General features: G+C 63.4%; 18 protein-coding genes. 11 read left to right on the top strand and 7 right to left on the bottom strand.

Features of this window, described 5'->3' with window-relative positions; genetic code table 11:
• Nucleotides 1-39: 39 nt before the first annotated feature.
• The 4 genes from BJI69_RS06240 to BJI69_RS06225 are packed head-to-tail and all read left to right on the top strand — an operon-like array spanning nucleotide 40 to nucleotide 3,865.
• Nucleotides 40-741 carry a DUF3348 domain-containing protein gene (locus BJI69_RS06240; protein ID WP_046965697.1) on the top strand — a complete coding sequence of 234 codons (702 nt, stop codon included), beginning with the start codon at nucleotides 40-42 and terminating at the stop codon, nucleotides 739-741.
• A 10-nt stretch (nucleotides 742-751) separates the two neighbouring features.
• Complete coding sequence (locus BJI69_RS06235; RefSeq protein WP_046965696.1) at nucleotides 752-2,848, top strand: DUF802 domain-containing protein; 2,097 nt, start codon at nucleotides 752-754, stop codon at nucleotides 2,846-2,848.
• On the top strand, nucleotides 2,845-3,495 hold the full coding sequence (locus tag BJI69_RS06230; protein ID WP_046965695.1) for an OmpA family protein: 651 nt from the start codon (nucleotides 2,845-2,847) through the stop codon (nucleotides 3,493-3,495). The genes BJI69_RS06235 and BJI69_RS06230 overlap by 4 nt, the downstream gene beginning before the upstream one ends.
• A complete protein-coding gene (locus tag BJI69_RS06225) occupies nucleotides 3,485-3,865 on the top strand; it encodes a DUF2894 domain-containing protein (RefSeq protein WP_052766974.1) in 381 nt (126 codons plus the stop codon). The genes BJI69_RS06230 and BJI69_RS06225 overlap by 11 nt, the downstream gene beginning before the upstream one ends.
• 21 nt (nucleotides 3,866-3,886) lie before the next feature.
• On the opposite strand, the gene BJI69_RS06220 is transcribed toward BJI69_RS06225, so the two are convergent.
• Together BJI69_RS06220 and BJI69_RS06215 are read right to left on the bottom strand one after the other, a co-directional pair.
• The gene (locus BJI69_RS06220) at nucleotides 3,887-5,524 is read right to left on the bottom strand and encodes an alpha/beta hydrolase (protein ID WP_046965694.1); all 1,638 of its coding nucleotides are present in this window, start codon (nucleotides 5,522-5,524) and stop codon (nucleotides 3,887-3,889) included.
• A gap of 15 nt (nucleotides 5,525-5,539) precedes the next feature.
• Nucleotides 5,540-6,007: a cupin domain-containing protein gene (locus BJI69_RS06215; protein WP_046965693.1), complete on the bottom strand. Its 468-nt coding sequence runs from the start codon at nucleotides 6,005-6,007 to the stop codon at nucleotides 5,540-5,542.
• A gap of 125 nt (nucleotides 6,008-6,132) precedes the next feature.
• Here BJI69_RS06215 and BJI69_RS06210 point away from each other — a divergent pair, with 125 nt between their 5' ends.
• The 6 genes from BJI69_RS06210 to BJI69_RS06185 all read left to right on the top strand — a co-directional run bounded on the left by BJI69_RS06210 (nucleotide 6,133) and on the right by BJI69_RS06185 (nucleotide 12,385).
• Nucleotides 6,133-7,026 carry a LysR family transcriptional regulator gene (locus BJI69_RS06210; protein WP_162201001.1) on the top strand — a complete coding sequence of 298 codons (894 nt, stop codon included), beginning with the start codon at nucleotides 6,133-6,135 and terminating at the stop codon, nucleotides 7,024-7,026.
• Between the two features lie 90 nt (nucleotides 7,027-7,116).
• Entirely contained in the window at nucleotides 7,117-8,607 is a 1,491-nt protein-coding gene (locus tag BJI69_RS06205; protein WP_046969028.1) for a DUF1254 domain-containing protein, read from the top strand.
• 58 nt (nucleotides 8,608-8,665) lie between these two features.
• Nucleotides 8,666-8,899, top strand: coding sequence for a hypothetical protein (locus BJI69_RS06200; RefSeq protein ID WP_046969027.1), 234 nt, complete (start codon nucleotides 8,666-8,668; stop codon nucleotides 8,897-8,899).
• A 277-nt stretch (nucleotides 8,900-9,176) separates the two neighbouring features.
• Nucleotides 9,177-9,503 carry a helix-turn-helix domain-containing protein gene (locus tag BJI69_RS06195; RefSeq protein ID WP_052767324.1) on the top strand — a complete coding sequence of 109 codons (327 nt, stop codon included), beginning with the start codon at nucleotides 9,177-9,179 and terminating at the stop codon, nucleotides 9,501-9,503.
• On the top strand, nucleotides 9,503-10,780 hold the full coding sequence (locus tag BJI69_RS06190) for a type II toxin-antitoxin system HipA family toxin (RefSeq protein ID WP_046969026.1): 1,278 nt from the start codon (nucleotides 9,503-9,505) through the stop codon (nucleotides 10,778-10,780). Before BJI69_RS06195 ends, BJI69_RS06190 begins: the two co-directional genes overlap by 1 nt.
• Before the next feature lie 33 nt (nucleotides 10,781-10,813).
• Complete coding sequence (locus BJI69_RS06185) at nucleotides 10,814-12,385, top strand: glycoside hydrolase family 30 protein (RefSeq protein ID WP_078023041.1); 1,572 nt, start codon at nucleotides 10,814-10,816, stop codon at nucleotides 12,383-12,385.
• A gap of 58 nt (nucleotides 12,386-12,443) precedes the next feature.
• On the opposite strand, the gene BJI69_RS06180 is transcribed toward BJI69_RS06185, so the two are convergent.
• Nucleotides 12,444-12,845 (bottom strand): hypothetical protein, encoded by a 402-nt coding sequence (locus BJI69_RS06180; protein WP_046969025.1) that lies wholly within the window; start codon nucleotides 12,843-12,845, stop codon nucleotides 12,444-12,446.
• 257 nt (nucleotides 12,846-13,102) lie between these two features.
• On the opposite strand from BJI69_RS06180, the gene BJI69_RS06175 reads away from it, so the two are divergent.
• Nucleotides 13,103-14,194: a J domain-containing protein gene (locus BJI69_RS06175; RefSeq protein WP_046969024.1), complete on the top strand. Its 1,092-nt coding sequence runs from the start codon at nucleotides 13,103-13,105 to the stop codon at nucleotides 14,192-14,194.
• A gap of 57 nt (nucleotides 14,195-14,251) precedes the next feature.
• On the opposite strand, the gene BJI69_RS06170 is transcribed toward BJI69_RS06175, so the two are convergent.
• From BJI69_RS06170 to BJI69_RS06155, 4 genes are all read right to left on the bottom strand, one after another.
• The gene (locus BJI69_RS06170; RefSeq protein ID WP_052767323.1) at nucleotides 14,252-14,854 is read right to left on the bottom strand and encodes a hypothetical protein; all 603 of its coding nucleotides are present in this window, start codon (nucleotides 14,852-14,854) and stop codon (nucleotides 14,252-14,254) included.
• Between the two features lie 29 nt (nucleotides 14,855-14,883).
• Nucleotides 14,884-15,321, bottom strand: coding sequence for a DUF3617 domain-containing protein (locus tag BJI69_RS06165; RefSeq protein WP_046977976.1), 438 nt, complete (start codon nucleotides 15,319-15,321; stop codon nucleotides 14,884-14,886).
• Nucleotides 15,322-15,396: 75 nt separating this feature from the next.
• On the bottom strand, nucleotides 15,397-17,433 hold the full coding sequence (locus tag BJI69_RS06160) for an alkaline phosphatase family protein (protein WP_052767322.1): 2,037 nt from the start codon (nucleotides 17,431-17,433) through the stop codon (nucleotides 15,397-15,399).
• A 203-nt stretch (nucleotides 17,434-17,636) separates the two neighbouring features.
• Nucleotides 17,637-19,280 (bottom strand): multicopper oxidase family protein, encoded by a 1,644-nt coding sequence (locus BJI69_RS06155; RefSeq protein WP_052767321.1) that lies wholly within the window; start codon nucleotides 19,278-19,280, stop codon nucleotides 17,637-17,639.
• Between the last annotated feature and the right edge of the window lie 19 nt (nucleotides 19,281-19,299).

Raw genomic sequence — 19,299 nt, 5'->3', positions numbered from 1 at the left:
CTACGCGTGTAAAATGGTCGTCTTTTAACCGGCAGAACCGTGCAAGCAGCACCTCTACGGTCGACGGTCCGGGGCCCGGCGTTCATTCGCCTGCTGACACGCCTCACCGACGTCGACGCCCCACAATCCGGCGCCTCCCTTCCGGACCGGCTGAGCCACTGGCTCGACTGGAAGCAGGCGATCGCCTTGTCGACGGCGCTCGACGGCATGCCCGCCGAGCCGGCCGACGACATTCCGGCCTTCGGGGAGTCCGTGGAGGACGAGTGCCGGGGCGCGCGCGATGCGCTGATCCAGGCCATTGCCAACGACCGTGCCTTCCTGACGTCGGCGCAGCGTCAGGCCCAGGGCATGCCGACCCTGGATGCCGCGAACGACTATGCGCCGCTCCGCCAGCGCTATATCGCGCTGCAACGGAAGATCCAGGCGACCACGGGCAGCCTTCGCGGCAACCTGCGCGACATGCTCGCCCAGGCGTCCCCCGAGCTGGCCCGGCTGGCGGAAGTGGATGCGGTGATGGAGATGGCGCTGAGTCCCCGCGAGCAGTCCCTCCTGGGCAAGGTTCCGACGCTGTTGGGTGAGTACTTCGATGGCTTGCGCCAGCGCACCCAAGGCTCCCCCGCCGACGCGTCCGCCCTGTGGCTGGACGTGTTCCGCAAAGACATGCAGAGCGTATTGCTCGCCGAACTGGACGTTCGTTTTCAACCGGTCGAAGGCCTGCTTGCAGCGCTTCGTGCCAGCTAACTGGAAAGTCATGTTCAGAAATTTTCTCAACCTTGCAGTGTTCGTCGTCGGCCTCGTGGCCGTGTGCTGGATCGGCGTGGGCTATGTCGGCTCGAACCCGCTGGGTGCTGCCGTCGCGCTCCTGATCGGTGCCTGCTATGTCGCCGGCGCGCTCGAACTGCATCGTTATCGCCAGGCGACGAGCACGCTCCAGCACGCCGTCGCCGACCTGTCCGTCGCGCCGTCGAGCCTGGGCAGCTTCCTCGAGCGTCTCCACCCCAGCCTGCGTAACGCGGTGCGCCTGCGCGTCGAGGGTGAGCGCGTAGCCTTGCCCGCGCCGTCGCTCACACCCTACTTGGTGGGCCTCCTTGTGCTGCTCGGCATGCTCGGCACCTTGCTCGGCATGATGGCGACCCTGCGCGGCACGGGTCTGGCACTGGAAAGCGCCACGGATCTGCAGGCGATTCGCGGTTCGCTCGCCGCGCCGGTGAAGGGTCTCGGTTTCGCGTTCGGAACCTCCATCGCCGGTGTCGCCACCTCGGCGATGCTGGGCCTGCTGTCGGCGCTGTGCCGTCGCGAGCGGCTGGACGCCGTGCAGCTGCTCGACGTAAAGATCGCGAGCACGCTGCGCATCTATTCGCAGACGCACCAGCGTGAGGAAGCATTCAAGCTGCTCCAGCAGCAGACCGAAGCGATGCCTGTGCTGATGGATCGCCTGCAGACCATGGTGGCCCGGATCGAGCAGCACAGCGAGGACGCCAGCGAGCGGCAGCGCATCAGCCAGGACGCGTTTCACGCCTCGACGAGCGAGATCTACGCGAAGCTCGCGGCATCCGTCGAGCAGTCTCTGAAAGACAGCGTCACCGAAAGCGCACGCGCCGCCAGCGCCGCGTTCCAGCCGGTCATGGCATCGACCATGGCGGGCCTGGCACGCGAGACCGCCTCGTTGCACGCCGCGGTGACCCAGGCCGTGACCCAGCAGCTCGACGGCCTCACGAACGCGTTTGAAACCAGCACGGCCCGCGTTGCGGATGTCTGGACGAAGGCCGTCGCCGAGCAGCAGCGCGCGAATGAAACGTTGGCGCAGGATCTACGCGCATCCCAGGACCGTTTCGCCGGGACGTTCGAAGAGCGCTCGGTCGCCCTGGTCGACCGTGTCGCAGCGCGTCTGGACACGACCGCCGGGAACGTCGCCGAGGCGTGGAACGACGCACTGGCGAAGCAAGCTTCCGCACACGAAGGCCTTGCGACACGCAACGAGCAAGCGCTCGTCGCCGCCTCGGCGGTCTTCGAAGCGCATGCGTCGTCGCTGGTGCGTGTCGTGCAAACCTCGCACGACGATCTGCAGGCCAAGCTGCAGGCGCGCGACGAAGCACGACTGACGACCTGGACCGACTCGCTTACCGCGATGGTCGCCGCACTGAAGACGCAGTGGGAAGAAACGGGCGAAGGCGTCGCTATTCGTCAACAGGACATCTGTGACACGCTGGCACGCACGGCGGACGACATCGCCACGCAGACCCAGGCTCACGCGAGCGAGACCATCGCCGAGATCTCCCGCCTCGTCGACGCGGCCTCGGAGGCGCCGAAAGCCGCCGCTGAAATCGTCGCCGAACTGCGCCAGAAACTTTCCGAGAGCATGGTCCGCGACACCGCCATGCTCGAAGAACGCAGCCGCCTGCTCGCCACGCTGGAAACCCTGCTCGACGCGGTGAACCACGCATCCACCGAGCAGCGCGTCGCGGTCGATGCCCTGGTCACCACGTCGGCTGACCTGCTCGAGCGCGTGAGCACCCGCTTCATCGATCACATCGAAGCCGAGACCGGCAAGCTCGAAGTCGTCGGCGCGCAGGTCGCCGCGAGTGCCGGCGATGTGGCGAGCCTCGGCGAAACCTTCGGCGCCGGCGTGCAGTTGTTCGGCCAGTCGAACGAGGCATTGATGGAGCGCCTGCAGGTCATCGCCACCGCCCTCGACAACTCGCTCGCTCGCAGTGACGAGCAGCTGGCCTACTACGTGGCGCAGGCACGCGAGGTGGTCGATCTCAGCATGCTCTCGCAGAAGCAGATCATCGAGGAGATGCAGCAGCTTGCCCGTCAGCGCGTCTCCGCCACGGCGGAAACGGCATGAGCGACGACATCGAGTTCGAAGGGGAATCGGTCGCGCCGATCTGGGCCGCCTTCGGCGATCTCATGTCGGTGCTGCTCGGCGCCTTCGTACTCATCCTCGTTGGCGTGATCGGCGTGCAGTTGCAGTTGTCGCACCGGCTGGATGAGGAAGTGAAGCAGCGTCAGGCTGAAGCACAGCGGCGTATGACGCTGGAGCAGGCGCTGGCCGCGCCGCTCGCGGCCGGTCGCGTCACGCTCGTGAACGGCCGTATCGGCATTCGTGGCAGCGTGTTGTTCGCGCTGAACTCCGATCAGCTGCAGCCCGAAGGTCGCGATGTGCTGAAGAGCCTCGCCGGTCCGCTGTCGAACTACCTCACCTCACGCGACGAAGTCCTCATGGTCAGTGGGTTCACCGACGACCAGCAGGTGCACGACAGCAATCGTCACTTCACCGACAACTGGGAGCTTTCGGCCCAGCGCGCGCTGACCGTCACGCGCGCCCTGATCGCCGAAGGCGTGCCCGCGCCATCGGTTTTCGCGGCAGCGTTTGGCTCGGAACAGCCGGTCGGTGCGAACGACAGTGAGGAAGGGCGTGCGAAGAACCGTCGCGTGGAGATTGCGCCGATTCCGAAGCCTGCCTCGGCCGCGGTGACGCCCCATGCGCCCTGAGCGCGGTCCACTCGGCCGCATCGCGGACGAACTGGCGGCGCGCCCGTCGTCGTATCCGGTACTGCCGGTCCTCGACGAGTTCCAGAAGATCTGGTCGCGCATGCGCACGGAGAGCCAGCTGCGGCAGTCCCTGCAGGAAGCGCCCGAGAACGCGGGTCCGCTCAACTCCAGCGCCCTCGTGCACCGGTCGATCGCAATGATGCGCGATCTGTCGCCGGGTTATCTGCAGCATTTCGTCTCGTACGTCGACGATCTCTCGTCACTGGAGCAACTGGGTCACAGCGGCCCGGCAGCCCCGCGCGACGTGCCGCAGGCGGCGACCATCGGCAAGCGTCCCCGGGCAAAAAAGGCGCGAACGCGCGGCGAATGACGCGCGTCCTTCCGAAGCACTTTACTTTGCTTCGATGGCCCGCTTCGGCTCCGCCGTCGCCTCGTCGGGACGCGCCACCTTATACATCTCCCGACTCATTTCCTTGAGCAGCGCATTCGGGTCGTCACCCTTCGCGTAGAGATCCATATGCGCCTTGTTGGGCACGAAGCGGATGTCCGACGTCGCGTGCAGCTCATCGAGCACGGCCTTCAGCTTGTGCACCGCGCCGTCGAGGTACCAGCTGTCTTCCGTGCCCACGGCGATGTGGATCTTGCCGTCGAGATCGGGCTGGAGCGTCGGCCAGTTCAGGCGGATGTAGCGCGAGATGTCGTAGTGCTCGATCCAGTACGTCTGGACCTGCGGGTCGATCTGGCCCGAGTAGCGATCGAACAGGAGCATCGGTGTGCCGTCGAGATTGCGTGGCGAGAACACCCACTCGTACGACGACACCTGTCCGCCGTATGGGCCAAGCACGCGCTCCAGTCGCGCCGCATCCTCGAAGGTGCCTTCACCGTGGAAATGCACGCGGCTGATCGGCCAGGGCTGGCCATCCGGACGCCGGTAGAAATTGGCGTTATGTGCGTAGATATCCACGCCGGAGAAGTCGTGGAAGTCGACGGGGTCGGGTGATGTCGACCACGTACCGCCGAAGATCTTCGGGTACTTCGTCTGCAACCAAAGCGTCGCCCAGCCGCCGGACGAGTGCCCGGTAAGCAGGCGGCCCGATGGCGTGGCATCCATGCGGTATTTCGCTTCGAGCTGCGGAATGAGTTCCTGCGTGAGGGCATCGCCCCAGGGGCCGTTGTTCACCGAGTTGGCGAACTCGTTCGTTCCGGTGGCGCCGGACTGGTCGAGAAAGACCCAGATCATCGGTGGCATCTCGCCCTTGCTCGTCGCCAGGTGCACGATGACGAGATCGTCGACGAGGCTGTCCTTGTCGCCACCATAGGCATGCGTGTAGTAGACCGTCGGATAGCGCTTGCCGTCGCCCTTCTCGTAGCCAGGCGGCAGCAACACCCAGCCGCGCGTGTGAATGCTCCGGCCGGTGAAGCCCGACAACAGTGGGCTGATGACATCGAGCGATTGCGTGCTGCGGCGCGCGGCCGCTGCATCGGCCTGGATGTCCGGCGTCTCCCAATCCAGCACCCACGGATCGGGATTGGCGCGCATCTGCACCAGCGGCAGCGTCGGCGGAATGATCAAGGGCAGCCGTACGCTCATCACGGGACTGACCAGGTCACCCGCATCGCGGCCGTAGTAGTTGTAGTCATGATCCTTGTCGAGCACCGCCTGCAGCAGGTACTCGCCCGGTGGCAGATCCGAGAAGCCCGTCGGAAAGGCGATGGCATCGGTATCGATCTCGGTAGTCTGTCCGGGAGCCAGCCGGAAGATCTCCCGCGCCGCGACGGCGGTGCGCTTCGGATGCCACGGATCCGCATCCACCTGGGTGACCTTGCCACCCTTCGCCTGCGCCCGTGCCGCCTTGGCCGGCGTGGCGAAGACCAGCAGGCGACCCGACACGGGCCGGGTCGCGGCGCCGTCGAGCTTCACCAGGACGATCGGTGGCGTCCTGCTGGCACGCCAGCGCAAGGCGACGCCGCTGCCGATCAACGCCACCGCGATCAGGGCGGCGATCCAGATGGCGTTGCGCGACTTCATGCGTGGGTGTGTTCCTTAAGCGGAGGGTCCCTTGGCCGGAGGGAAGATCGTTATGCCGAAGCGTGGCGCATGGCCAAGCAGCTTGTCGATATCGTTCTTCGACGGCGGTGCGGGTGGCCACGCACCGTCATCGTCCGTGACGCAAGAAGCTACGAAGTCCTCGAAGCCCGCCGGCGCGCAAACGACGATGTAGCGGGCATCTTCGCTTTCACCCGTGACGAGGCGGTGAGGCTGGTTCGGTTGCAACACCATGGAGTCACCCGGCGAGAGATGAAAGGTCTCTTCGCCAACGATCACCGCGAGTTCGCCGGAAAGAAGATGGACCGACTCGGTCTCCCGCTCGTGCATGTGCGTGGGTGTGCCCCGCCCCGCGGGGCTGGTGAACTCGAGCATGCAGAACCGGCCACCGGTTTCGCGGCCGGCGATCAGCTCGCGTACGCGCGAGCCGGTGAAGATCACGGTATCGACAGGAAGCGGGGACATGGGGGGGGCATCCGTGGGGGAGGGGAATCCCAAGGATGGGGCGACGGATCGGGCCGGATAAGTACCGTCGGGGCCACGATACTCGTGGCATCATGTCGTCAATGATGGTCAATCTGACTCAATTCGTGGCATTCGCGGCCGTCGCCCGGCACCTCAGCTTCGCCCAGGCCTCGCGCGAACTTGGGGTCGCCCCCTCGAGTGTGGCGAAAAGCGTGGCCCGGCTCGAAACCCGTATGGGTGTCCGCCTGTTCGTCCGCACCACGCGCTCGGTCCAGCTCACCGCGGATGGCGAGGAGCTGTTCCGCCGATGCAGCGACGTGCTGGCGCAGGTCACCGAACTCGAGGAGATGACGGACGTACGCTCCAGCGAACCGACCGGCATCCTGCGCATCAGCGCACCCATCGGTTATGGCGGCAAGGTGGTGATACCGGTGATCGGGACATTGCTCGCGCAGCATCCGAAGCTTCGCGCGGATCTTCGCCTGAGTGACGAGCGTGTCGATCTCGCGAGGGACGGTCTCGATGGCACGCTGCGCTTCGGCAAGTTGCCCGACTCCAGCCTCATCGCCAGGGAGGTCGATCGCCAGCCCCTCGTGCTTTGCGCGAGCCCGGGTTACCTCGCGCAGCGCGGTACACCGACGACACCCGCCGATGTCGCGGACCACGACGTCATCGCCTTTCGCATGCCGGGAAGCGGAAGGGATCGTCCGCTCGAGTTCCGCGTGGAGGGCGAAACGATCGCGCCGACGTTCACGCCGCGGATGTGGCTGAGCCACGGCGAGTCCCTGGTCGATGCCATGCTTGCCGACTGCGGGCTGGCGCAGGTGCCGCAGTTCATGGCGCAGGACGCACTGGCTGTTGGGCGCCTGGTCGAACTCATGCCGACGCTCAGGCCCGAGCCGCTCGAGGTCAACCTGGTGACATCCGGCGGCCGGACGTTGATGCCCCGGGTGAGGGTGCTGCTCGACGCGCTTCGCTTGCGCACCGGCTACGCGAAGGCGAACGGCATGCCCCAGTAGTTTTGCGGGCCGCGTACTCAGGGATCTACCGTTTCCGAACACCGTGGTCGGTTCCAGGCTGAAGGCCTGACTCCTTCTTCGGCCGTGGCCATGGCAACCCAAAGCACCGAGTACCTGTCGCAATCCCTGATTCCTGCCCATCCGGGTTTGAGTAACGGGGCCGGTATCGCCGCGGGGCTCGCGGCGGAAAGCTATATCGAGTCCCTTGCACGCATCGTTTATTACTGGGGCTACCCAGCGGTCAACACGTTCGGGCGGACCAGCTCGTGGGCGATCATGAGGGATGGCCCGGGAGCAACGATGGGTCTGTTTCCCGGCGCGCCCAAGAACACCATGGGCTACCTGGACGATCTCATGGCGTCGGCTCAACGCAAGGTCGTGACGCCGAACCGCGACACGATCTACGGCGCAGGTTTCGCGGACCTCGCAGAGGATGCCGTGGTGATCCAGACGCCGGACAATGTTCCTGCGGGTCATTACTGGACGATCCAGATCGTCGACCTGTTCACTACCGTGATCCACCAGTTGGGTTCGGCATCCCATACGCCCGGGGGCAAGTACCTCTTGGTCGGGCCCAATTGGGAGGGGCGAAAACCCGAGGGTTTCGTCGAGGTGTTGCACTCGCCAACTCATATCTCGGGAGTCTTCGGCCGGAGCTTCGCGGGCCACGGCGCACAGGACATGGCGCTTGCACGCAGCATCCTCAACCAGATCGGTGTCGTCCCGCTGCGAAACGATCACCGCGGTCCGCTCGTCTTCGATTGCGAAGCGAGCGCGCGCAACGCGGTCTTTCCGCCCGGGCTGACACGCGAGATGGTGACGGCCGACCCGGATCTTCTCCGGGTTCGACCGGTGAATGCCGCGACGTTCTGGGACGATCTCGAGAAGGCGCTGGATGCGAGCCCGAAGGTGAGTGCCGATGACACGCCGATGGCCGCCCAGGCGCGTGCCCTGCTTGCGTTGCGCAAAACGAGCAACGAGCTGAAAAGCCTCATCGATCACGTCGCGCTGGCGGCGGACGCGGAACTCCAGGAGGGTGCGCGTTACTACCAGACCGGCGTCGACACGGGAAACGGCTGGCAACGCCAACGCAACGCAGGTGCATGGGGCGCCGACTGGTACGGACGCGCGCAGGCGGCGGTCATCTACATCTACGTTAACGACTTCCACGAAGCGATCTACTTCATTCGTGGCACCGATGCGAAAGGGCAGTTGCTCGAGGGTCGCTATCACTACACGGTAACCTTTCCGAAGGACGGATTGCCCGCTGTCGATCGATCGCGCGGCGGCTTCTGGTCGTTGACGATGTACGACGAGGACTACTACATGCTTGCCCATCCGGACGGCGGCCGGACCAACATCGGTACGGCGGCGCTGGACGCGAAGGAAGTCGACTTCGCACCGGACGGATCACTCACGTTGCACCTGTCGTTCGCTCCGCCGGAAGACGCCGCCGCGCGGAAGAACTGGTTGCCTGCGCCGGATGGGAAATTCGCCTTGCTCATTCGCGCGTATGTCCCCACGGATGAGATCGCCGGCGGTGCGTACGTCCTGCCCGATGTCGTGCGCGCAAGCGTGTGACGTATGCTGTGCCGCGGCCATATCGATGGCTCTAACGCGGTCAGGGGAAGGGTTCGTGATGACGTATCAAAAGACGGCGGTTTTCATCCTTCGGCTGGTGGGAATCCTCTGGGTAGCGTTCTTCTCCTTCGCGTGGGCGCTGTACGCCGTGGAGTTCGCCTTCGGCGTCGAAGTCCAGCGGTATCCGGCGCACATGATCGGCGCAAGCGTCGGCTATATCGTTCTAGGTGTTCTAGTCGTCGCCCTGGCGAAGCCGGTCGGTCGTCTGATCGGGCGAGGACTCGATGTCTGAGGCGACATATCCCGTCGCCATCGTATGGCCGCTCGGCACCCATCTCCGGTGAGCCGCAAGGCCAGCGAAAAAACCTCGGTTGCATCGATATAGTCTAAAATGACAATTCGAGCTTTTTAAATCGTCAAATTAGACTATTTTTTATAGCCGGGGCTGTCTCGGGCTTACCGGTCGATGGCTAACGAAATCCACGTCTGGCGGCTAATCCGGAGCATCAGCGTCTTAATGAACTAGTCTAAATTGACAATTGAAAGCTTTTCAATGATCATTTTAGACCATGAAGATGTCTGCAACTCACTCCCTCAGCCCACGGGGGCACTCGGCCGCCCAATCGTTCGGCCGCAAGCTTCGGGCCGCGCGACAGGCTCGCGGTTATACGCAGCCAGATCTCGCCGCTCGCGCCCGGATCAGCCTGTCGACGCTGGTGCGCATGGAGGCGGGCGATTCTGGAACGGCGTTCGGCATGTGGATCAACGCGTTCGAAGTCCTGGGGCTGCTAAGCATGTTCACGGATTCAAACGATCCGCTGACTGAAAGCGTCGCCCTGGCAAATCTGGATCGCCCAATTCGAAAGCGTAAGCCTTCCAGAAACCTGGATTTTTGATGGCGCACGTCGAACGAATCGTGACGATCGAGTTGCCCGGCGAGCGGAAGCCGGTCCCGGCTGGCCTTCTGGACATGCAGGAAATCGGGGCGACCACGGCGTTCTCTCGATTTAGCTACGGCCTGCGTTATGTGGACCGCCCCAATGCCATGTCGGTCGACCCGATGAGTCTGCCACTGGGTGGCAGCCTGATCGACGTGGCGCCCTACGGTGCCCTTGAGCTTTTCGGCGCTTTGCGAGATGCGACGCCCGATTTCTGGGGGCGCCGTGTCATCGAGAACAAACTAAGGGCCGTGCCAGGTTCCCTCCCCGAGTCGGTATTCCTGGATCACGCCGGGCCAAATCGCGTCGGTGCCCTCGATGTACAGAAAGATCAAAAAGGAGCGCCGTTGCCCAGTGCGCTTCCGAAGCACATCGAACTCGAGTACCTGATGGAAGCTGCCGACCGGGTTGAAGAAGGCTTGCCGGTGCCTGCACAGCTGGAGCACTTTTTCACGGGAGCTCCGTCCCTTGGTGGCGCGCGTCCGAAAGCGCTGATAGTGGACGACGGCTATCAATGGATTGCCAAGTTCCCGGCCCGTGGTGATGTCCTGGACATGGCGTGGCTCGAATACGCGACTCTCGAACTTGCACGCAGAGCCGGCTTGAACGTTCCTTCCGTCAGGCTCGTGTCGTTGCCTGGCAAGCGCAATGTCATGCTCATCCAACGCTTCGACAGGCGAACGGAAGCCGAGTCGTTCTCGAAGCGCCACATGATCAGCGCATTGACGGCCACTGGCTTGCACGAGCAGCAATCACACACATCGAGCTACGCAGACATTGCACGCGCGATAGAACGGTTCGGAACCGCTGGCGGAGTTGCCGACGATCGCATCGAACTATTCAAGCGAATGGTCTTCAACATTCTCGTGTCCAACGATGACGATCACTTGCGCAACCATGCCTTCCTCTACGACGCAGAAAATCACGGATGGCGGTTGAGTCCGCTGTACGACGTTGTGCCGCGACCCTCGTCCACCCACGAGCGATTCCTCCATCTCGGAGTGGGCCCCGATGGTCGGGCCTCACACCTGTCGAATGCGCTGCGCGGATGTGGTCAGTTCGGCCTCTCGACCAGGCAGGCGGCCGCGCTTATCGACGACGTCGCTTCCGTGACGCGCGAGTGGATGGGGTACTTTGAAGAGGCTGGAGTGCCGGGTGTGTTGATCGAACAAGTCCGTTCCGCTTTCCCGCGGCCTTCGGACGTGGGATTGGCCGAGGTGGTCAAACACCTATGACCGGCCGCGCAAGCAAACGGTATTGCCATCGCCATGGATGAGCGTAAGGCGTCCTCCCACTACGTGGTCTCCCTGTTCGTTGGATTGATCGCTCTCCTCACCGCTATCGTGCTCTTCGTGCCGCGGTACGAGAAGGCGGTGCTGCGCGCCCATGCCGCTCCCCCGGTGCGCCAGATCATGCCTTCTGTCGCGGTCTGGCTCAGCACCACCGATCACCGGTCGAAGCTGGCCCCGCAGCCCGATATCCCGGTGAGCCCCCGTGGTTCGGCGACCGCCGATATCGTCATCGATCCCACCACCCGGTACCAGAGCATCACGGGTTTCGGCGCGGCGATGACGGATTCCTCGGCGTGGCTACTCCATACGAAGATGAGCGCGCCCGAGCGCCAGGCACTGTTGCGCGAGTTGTATGGTCCGCCGCCGAACCTCAACTTCAACATGATGCGGCTGACGATCGGCTCGTCTGATTTCTCGTTGAACGTTTACACGCTCGACGACATTCCGTTCGGCCAGATCGATCCGCAGTTAAAGCATTTCAACATCGCGGCCAACCTCCAGGACGTGGTGCCGATGATGCGGGAAGTCCTCGCCATCAATCCCGGCATGCTCACGATCGCTTCGCCGTGGGGCGCGCCGGCGTGGATGCGCACCACCCAGAATCTGCTTGGTGGCGAGCTGCTGGAGCAGTACGAGGGCGTCTACGCGGACTACCTCGTCAAGTATCTCGATGCCTACCGCAGCCACGGCATTCCCATCTTTGCCCTGACCTTGCAAAACGAACCCGCGTACGCACCGATCAGCTACCCCGGCATGACGATGGGTGCGGAGACGCGGGCCCGCGTGGTCTCGAAGTACCTCGGACCGAAGCTCGCTGACCGAAAGCCCAGGACAGCCATCCTCGAGTGGGATCACAACTGGACGCCTGTCGAAGAGCCGCTGGCCGTCTTGGCCGACCCCGATGCCGCGCGTTACATCGACGGCGTGGCGTGGCATTGCTACGGCGGCAGCCAGCACGAGCAGGGCCGCGTCCATCGTGCCCACCCCGATAAAGATGCTTACATCACGGAATGCACCGGTGGCGACTGGCCGTTGTCGGTCAACGGCGAATTGCTGTGGTTCTCACGAAACCTGCTGGTCACCGGCATCCGGCAGTGGGCCCGCGGCGTCGTCTACTGGAACCTTGCGCTGGACGAGAACCACGGTCCGCATTTCGGCGGGTGCTCGCGTTGCCGCGGCGTCGTCACCATCGATTCGGAAACGGGCGAGGTGACACGCAACGACGAGTATTACGCGCTGGCGCACTTCAGCCGGTTCGTCGAACCGGGCGCGTTCCGGGTGAATTCCAACGATACCGATGTCGACGACAGGGGCATCGCCAATGTCGCTTTTCAGAACGAGTCCGATGGCTCGCTCGTCCTGGTGGTGGTGAACCTCAATAAGGACGAACGCCGTCTCTCGGTAACGGACGGGCGTAACCGTTTCGAGTACGCGATGCCGGCGGAAAGCGTGGCGACGTTCGTGTGGGATCCGGACCTTCCCGCGGGTTGGATTCGACGCGCCCAGCGGTGGCTGAGCGGAGCGCGCCCGCAGGCGCGCGTCGACTAGACGCAAGCCTCCCCTGCACGCAGGGGAGGGTCCGATCAGACGATCACGTCATGATGGATCAATGCCAGATGCCCTTGATCTGCGACACCGTAAGGCCGTTGATCAGGCAGTGGTTGGGATTGTTCGGCATGGCGTCGATGACCACGTTACCCTTGAGATTGATTACCGTGGACGCCCGGGTAAGGCCGCGGTTGACGCCCCACACCCGCGTGCCATCGGTGTTGATCAGGTTCTGCACGTTGGCAGCGGTCTCAGTGATGTCGGCACAAAGAACCGACACACCCTGCAGCTTGTCGTCGCTGTCGCTGTCCTCCTTGTCGTAATTCGCCGTGGCGTTGGCTACGCCGCTGCGGACCAGCAGCCACCCCTTCGGAGCGGGATCGCCGTTCTTTGCGAAGACGGGGCAAGCCAGGCCCAGCAGACAGGTGATGAGAGCGACCGTGATGATCGTGTTCTTCATGGGAGTTCCTCGATGTGGTGTCGTGCGCAGCCATTGGCGGCAAGGGAAGCCCATGCCGGGACGATGGCTGGCTGACGCGACGGCCATGCGCCCGCCGCCAGAGTCACGCGGTACCAAGGCGCGAAGTATCAGGCGATTGCTGAGAATCGAAGCGTCACGTGCTGAGTGCGACGCCTGACCAGGCGAAGCCATGCCCCGCGGACGATCTGGCGTAAAATGGCGCCGCAGGTCCTCTGGCTACGTATGAGACGCGTTCGATGGCGAAAAAAATCCTCAGCGCCATCGGTACGACTGAGAACGGCATCGCGCCGCTTCCGTCCAAAGGCCAGGCATCCTTCAGCGCGCTGATCGGCCACATAGAGAAGCGGCGCGCTGCCCTGGCCGAGTGGGAAACGTTCGACGCCGACTTCCGGCGTAAATACAACGATGAGTTCGTTCTGCTGTGGCAGGGCTACGATGCGGTGCGTATACGTCTGATCCATCGCCTCGATCAGTCACATGACACGAGGGGGCTTACCAAAGGCGAACGTCAGACGATCGCCGAACTGATCAGCCAGTTTGCCGCCGACGTGCTCGCGTCCGTTGCCGAGCCTGATATCGCGGAGATCCATCGGCGTTACAACGGATCAGCTGGCGAAACCCAGGTAGCTCATGCCGTCGAGGCGCGTGATGAAGTGCCGGTTGCGTCCACCATAGAGGTCCCTGACGAGGCCGAGCCCGGCTCGCCCGACGACGTGCTCCGGCACATACAGGAACAGCTGGACCAGGAGGAGGCGCGAGAACGCCTCCGTCGCGAGGCGCGCGAGGCGCACCACGCAAAGCGAAAGAAGACGCCCAAGCGCACTGCGACGGAGGAACGCGCGCGGCTCGAGCAGGCTGAGATCCATCTGTCGATCCGCGAGGTCTATCGCAAGCTCGCCAGCGCGCTTCACCCGGACCGCGAGCGCGATCCCGTCGAGCAGCAACGCAAGGCCGCGTTGATGCAGCGAGTGAACCAGGCGTACGCCAACAAGAGCCTGCTCGATCTCCTCGAACTTCAGCTTGAGCTGGAGCATATCGACCAGGCCGCACTGGAGAACATCGGCGAGGACCGGCTCAGGCGCTGGAACGTGATTCTCAAGGAGCAACTCCATGGGCTGGACCAGGAGCTTGCCGAGATCGAGATGGATTACCGGAGGCGGTTCGGTATGAGTCCGGCCACGGCCGTATCGCCGAAGACGGTCAAGCGGGCGCTCACCACGAACATCACCCACGTGCGCGAAAGCATCCGGGCCTTCGAGCATGACCTGCGTGCGTTCGATGATGTCGAGCGACTCAAGGCGTGGCTGAAGGACATGAGGGCCGGTTAAGGGGAATCAATGGAAGCCGACCACTAGCTCGGTTGAGTTTTCGCCTTGCGGAACCAGCTACCGGGTATCGAACATGGTAGCCAGCGACTCCTCTAAACGTTGCTTCTTGTTGCCTGGCCTGTGACGTGCCACGAGGGGCCCCAATGCTTCGGGCATGACCGTCCTTACCATCGGGATTGACCATGCGATTAGCCTGTCGGTCTTCCAGCCATAGCTCAGCGATAGCGCATCTACCAACGACGGAATAACCAGAACCCATAGTTCCGAACTTCCAGAAACGGAGTTCGCCAGCGCAAAGAGTGAATCGGCGCGTCGCAGGCTATGGGGCTCCCGATTCGCCAATTCGACAAATCGACCCAAGTGTTGCGGGACGGCATCTCTATCGACAGATGCCATAACCCGCAACGGCCAGCTGGCAACCGTGACGATTCGATTGATCTGAGTCTGTTCTTCAGCTGACCGCAATGCTTCCGCGAGGACATGCTTGCGTTGCACCGCGTTTCCCCAGTGCTCCGCGACCATCGAAAGTGATTGGCATCGATACCAAGGGTGACGAATGGCTCGCGCGATTTTCAGCGCTTCGCGTGGCTCGGTGAGCACCAGCTTTGCCACGCGCGCTCGACCGGCCACGTCTTCCTTGGTGATTGACGAATCTACCATCGCGTCCGTTCCTCCATGCCGTCACCGCGTTAATCTTGCGGACTCGTACAGGCAGCATACCGGTTGCCCTCCACCTGCGTAACCTCGCCGCGGCCTTCGGCCGTGACGCTCCCTGTGTAGTGCTTGGCGCTGTCGAAATCCACGTGCGCCGACGCCGACGGGGCCAACTTGCAGGTGAGCTTCCACGCCAGCGACGTAGTGTGGCGTTGCTTGTCCGTGGCGGTGCAATCGCCCTCGGCCGGTGTCCACGCGGCGAACGTGGTCCAGGGATCCGCGCCTTCATCCACGCAATGCCAATGCACTTCCGGTGCACCTGCCTTGCCGTTGGTCACGTGCCGCAGCAGGATCTTCCACAGTCCGGGCATGGCGCCGAAGTCACCGGGATCGGCGTGGACAGGTGTGACTGCCGTCATGGCCAGCGCACACGCGGCGAAGGCGGCCCATCGGTGCAGGGAAAGCTTCATCATCATCTGACTCCTTGCGAACACGAAAACCCTGCCCGCTTTCGCGGGCAGGGTCGGCATCGAGCAAACCGTAAACGATCAGTCGGCGATCGCGGCGGTATCGCTGACATCCTTCCGGGTGAAGTTGAACATGTCCATGAGGTTGCCGATGGCCGGCGCGTTCACCGGTACGTACGGGTTCTCCCGGAACGACACCGGGTTAGGCAGGTTGTCGCGGCTGCGAGCAGAGATCTGGTCCTTCAGATTCCAGTTGGCCTCGACGAATTTGTCGAACGAGACATGGTCGTAGTACGTGTGCACGACCTTGCCGCCCTGGGAGAACTTCGACACCACCAGCAGCGGGATGCGCGTGCCGTCGCCGAAGAAGTCGATCGGCTGGATGTAGCCGGAATCGTAGTAGCCACCGCCTTCATCGAAGGTCACCATGATGACGGTGTCGTCCCACACCTTCGGGTTGGCCTTGGCCATGTCGACGATCTTCTGCACGTAGCCTTCGAACAGATCCAGCTTCGACGAGGCCGGATGGCCATCGAGGATGCCGTCCGGCTTGGCGATGGAAACGGCCGGCAGCGTGTTGTTCTGGATGTCGTCGTACAGATCGTTGATGTCCTGGTTCTTGGCGCGCAGTTCCGGGTTGGTCATGACCTGGGTGGAGTACAGGAACGGATCGCAGATGTTGCAGAAGGTGCCAGCCTCGCCGTCTTCCTTGCCGCCACCAAAGCCTTCACCGTAGTACTTCCAGGACACCTTGTGCTTCTCCAGCAGCAGCGCCAGGTTCTCCTGCGTGGTCGGTGGGATGGTGAACTGGTCGGCGCCCAGCGGAGCCGGCGTGCCGTCACCCATGTAGCCCGGGTTGTAGTTGTTCACCAGGTAGTACGCCTTGGCTTTGCAGTCCGTGCCCTTGAACGTCAGGTACGGCAGCGAGCGAAGGTAGTTCTTGATCTGCTTCACGCCCGGCTGGCTTTCGTCAGCGCAATTGACGTACGAACCACCACCGTAGCCGTCCTGCACCCACCAGTTGTTCGTGCCGAACTGCGCGTCCGGGTTCTCGATCTGGTTTTCCGGCGGGGTGGCCGGATTACCGTTGGCGTCGGCGTAGTAGATCAAGGTGCCGAAGCCAAGCATGATGTGGTTGGCACCCGTGCCGCCCATCACCGACTGGTGGAAGTTGTCGCTCAGCGCATACGTCTGGGCCAGCTTCTTGAAGTAAGGCGCATCGCCCTGGGCCATGTTCATGAACTGCATGGCGGTGGAGCCTTCACCGGTAGTCTGGTCGTTGAAGTTCGCCGGCAGCGGAGCGCCGTTGTTACCTGCGCCCATCGTGGTTTCGACCCACGGGAACAGGTCGTTGCGGCAACCACTGGGATTGGCGGCGGCGGCTACCTTGGTGTCGCAATCGAGCTGCTGCCACATCTGGAAGAAGCGGTGCACGGGGCTGTTGGCGTAAGCGTCGTAGCTGATCGACGCATGCATATCCACCGGTGCGTTGACGAGCTTGGCCGGGAAACGCGTATCGACCACGCCGTTGGGCAGGCCCGTGCCACCGGCAGCGAGCATGTCGTAGCTGCCATCGGGTAGAGCCGGTTCAATGCTCTGCGCCTGCGCCGCCGAAGCGAAGGGTGCCGCGGTGGGTGCGCCACCGGTGTTCATCTGCGGAAGCGTCTTGTACTTGCCGGCCTTCTTCGGCGACATGTCGTACTTGCCGGTGCTCGAGGCCATGAACTGCGTCGCAAGGTCCACGTGCGGACCCGGCGTGCCGTCGGCATTGACGATGCCTTTGGACAACAGGTTGTCCACCGACTGCCCCTTGGGCGCAGTGTAGGTGCCATAAACGTGGTCGAACGTGCGGTTTTCACCGATCAGCAGGATCACGTGCTTGATCGGAGTGGCGGTATTATCGCTGTTGTCCTGGCCCTTGGGCGGCTTGTGCAGAACGACGATGCCGCCGGGAAGGCCAGACTGGGTCTTGAAGGGAGCCACGGGCACGTTCTGGCGGAACTGTGCATCGTGATCGGGCGGAGTGGTGTCCTGGGCGCTGACGACGCCGGCGAGGCCGACGGAAAGCGCGCCAAGCAACAGCGGCGAAAGCCGTGTGCGGCGCAACCATGTAACCATTGTGAATCTCTCCCTAGTGGAAGTCTTCCCCCTGATGCATGTCGACTGAGGTTGTGGATGACCCGTCGACCGCGTTGAGCTTCCACCTCGCTTGTGACGGATCGTTGGCACAAGGGAGACAATGCGTGAGGTTGCGATGACCATCACGTGTCAACGCAACATCTTGCGAACAATCCTTATCACCGCAAGAAAAAATCGGTGGCTCAAACCAGTTCGTAGGGGCGCATCATTTCGTTGTCTTCGTGCTCGAGGTAATGGCAATGCCAGACGTATTTACCTGGCTCGCCGTCGAAGCGCGTGATGATGCGGGTGACCATCCCGGGGTCGCAGCGCACGGTGTCTTTCCAGCCGGCTTCGTGCGCGGCCGGCCGTATCGATGGCCCGGTGAACTTCAGTTCCTTGCGGGCGTTCCACGCGAAGAGATCGAACGGACGGCGCTCCAGTACCTGGAAGCGCACAAGGTGCAGGTGGATGGGATGCGCGTCGCCCGTCACATTGACGAACGTCCAGGTTTCCACCGTGCCCTTCCTGGGTTTTTCGCTGATGGGATCGCTCCACATCTTTCCATCGAGCAGCATCGTCATCGGATTGCCGCCCGAATCGTCCTGCTCGCCCAGTGCAAGCACGCGGTCCTGCACCGCCGTGGAAGGATCGATGCGCTGGACCGGACGCAACGCCGCCGGTACCACCGAGGTGTCGCGGCGACCCTTGGCGCGAACGCGGAACTCGACGATGCCGTCGGCCTGGTGGCGTAGCTGCACGGACTGGCCCGCATAGGCACTGAAGTCGACGATCACCTCGGCACGTTCGGCCGGATAGAGTTCGATGTTCAGGCGATCGGTGGGTGCTGCCAGCAGCCCCTGGTCGCTGCCGATCTGCTGGAACGGCTTGCCATGTGACAGCGACAGGTTGAAGAAGCTGGTATTGGCCGCGTTGATCAGTCGCAAACGGTAGCGGCGCGGCTCCACGTCGAGATATGGATACAGCTTGCCGTTGCACAGCACCGCGTCGCCGCGGCATTCGGACACCCAGGGTGCTTCGGGATCGTCCGATACCGGGTAGTAAAGCTTGCCGCTCTTGGCGAGCAGGCGGTCGTAAAGCATCAACGGAATATCGAATTCACCCGAGGGCAGCCCCAGGGCCTGCTCGTCGTCGTCGTGCACATGAAAGCCGCCGAACAGGCCCGCGTAGATGTTCAGCCGCGTGATGCCCATGGCGTGATCGTGGTACCACAAGGTGGTGGCGTCCTGGTCACCGGGGTACAGGGCGGTCAGCGATTTACCCGGCACGTACCAGTCTTCCGGCCAACCGTCGTTCGGCGCGGAAACGCGCGCGCCGTGCACATGGGTGATGGTGCGAACGTCGGGTTTGGATGTCTCCGCGCCATGAATGTTGTGATCGATCGGCAGGAAATGCCGTGTGGGAAGCTCGTTGGCCCATTCCACCAGTACCGGCTCGCCGCGGCGCGTGACGATCGTGGGGCCCGGCGTGGACCCTGCGTAACCCCATTGCGGCGTCGGCGGCAGATCCCGGTGCACCCTGGCACTGAAGGCACGCATCGGCATGCGATAGAAGGGCAACGGCCGGCTTCCGAATGCGGCGTGGGTACGCGTGCCCGTAGGCACGGCGATCGGTGGCACCGGCAGGGCATCGACGAACTTTGCCATGGTTACCGGGTTCACCAGCGGCACGTTCGGCGCGGCCAGGCCCGGCATGGCCATCCGTTGCGTCATCGGCATGGCCATCGGCGACTCCATCGCCTGGGCGACGCGCCATGGTTCGACGAAGACGCATGCACCGGCGAATCCGCCGGCGACCCCCAGGAAACGGCGTCGGGAATGATCCATGGGAGTTACCGCTGATTGC

The sequence above is a fragment of the Luteibacter rhizovicinus DSM 16549 genome (genome assembly GCF_001887595.1).
Lineage (GTDB): Bacteria > Pseudomonadota > Gammaproteobacteria > Xanthomonadales > Rhodanobacteraceae > Luteibacter > Luteibacter rhizovicinus.
Note: the sequence above shows the minus strand (reverse complement) of the source record. Positions and strands in the feature narration are given on the sequence as shown.

Coding starts and splice junctions, on each gene's coding strand:
- BJI69_RS06185 (WP_078023041.1), top strand. CDS start 10,814: ATGGATGAGCGTAAGGCGTCCTCCCACTACGTGGTCTCCCTGTTCGTT.
- BJI69_RS06190 (WP_046969026.1), top strand. CDS start 9,503: ATGGCGCACGTCGAACGAATCGTGACGATCGAGTTGCCCGGCGAGCGG.
- BJI69_RS06165 (WP_046977976.1), bottom strand. CDS start 15,321: ATGATGAAGCTTTCCCTGCACCGATGGGCCGCCTTCGCCGCGTGTGCG.
- BJI69_RS06195 (WP_052767324.1), top strand. CDS start 9,177: ATGAAGATGTCTGCAACTCACTCCCTCAGCCCACGGGGGCACTCGGCC.
- BJI69_RS06215 (WP_046965693.1), bottom strand. CDS start 6,007: ATGTCCCCGCTTCCTGTCGATACCGTGATCTTCACCGGCTCGCGCGTA.
- BJI69_RS06205 (WP_046969028.1), top strand. CDS start 7,117: ATGGCAACCCAAAGCACCGAGTACCTGTCGCAATCCCTGATTCCTGCC.
- BJI69_RS06200 (WP_046969027.1), top strand. CDS start 8,666: ATGACGTATCAAAAGACGGCGGTTTTCATCCTTCGGCTGGTGGGAATC.
- BJI69_RS06225 (WP_052766974.1), top strand. CDS start 3,485: ATGCGCCCTGAGCGCGGTCCACTCGGCCGCATCGCGGACGAACTGGCG.
- BJI69_RS06155 (WP_052767321.1), bottom strand. CDS start 19,280: ATGGATCATTCCCGACGCCGTTTCCTGGGGGTCGCCGGCGGATTCGCC.
- BJI69_RS06220 (WP_046965694.1), bottom strand. CDS start 5,524: ATGAAGTCGCGCAACGCCATCTGGATCGCCGCCCTGATCGCGGTGGCG.
- BJI69_RS06160 (WP_052767322.1), bottom strand. CDS start 17,433: ATGGTTACATGGTTGCGCCGCACACGGCTTTCGCCGCTGTTGCTTGGC.
- BJI69_RS06175 (WP_046969024.1), top strand. CDS start 13,103: ATGGCGAAAAAAATCCTCAGCGCCATCGGTACGACTGAGAACGGCATC.
- BJI69_RS06235 (WP_046965696.1), top strand. CDS start 752: ATGTTCAGAAATTTTCTCAACCTTGCAGTGTTCGTCGTCGGCCTCGTG.
- BJI69_RS06230 (WP_046965695.1), top strand. CDS start 2,845: ATGAGCGACGACATCGAGTTCGAAGGGGAATCGGTCGCGCCGATCTGG.
- BJI69_RS06170 (WP_052767323.1), bottom strand. CDS start 14,854: ATGGTAGATTCGTCAATCACCAAGGAAGACGTGGCCGGTCGAGCGCGC.
- BJI69_RS06180 (WP_046969025.1), bottom strand. CDS start 12,845: ATGAAGAACACGATCATCACGGTCGCTCTCATCACCTGTCTGCTGGGC.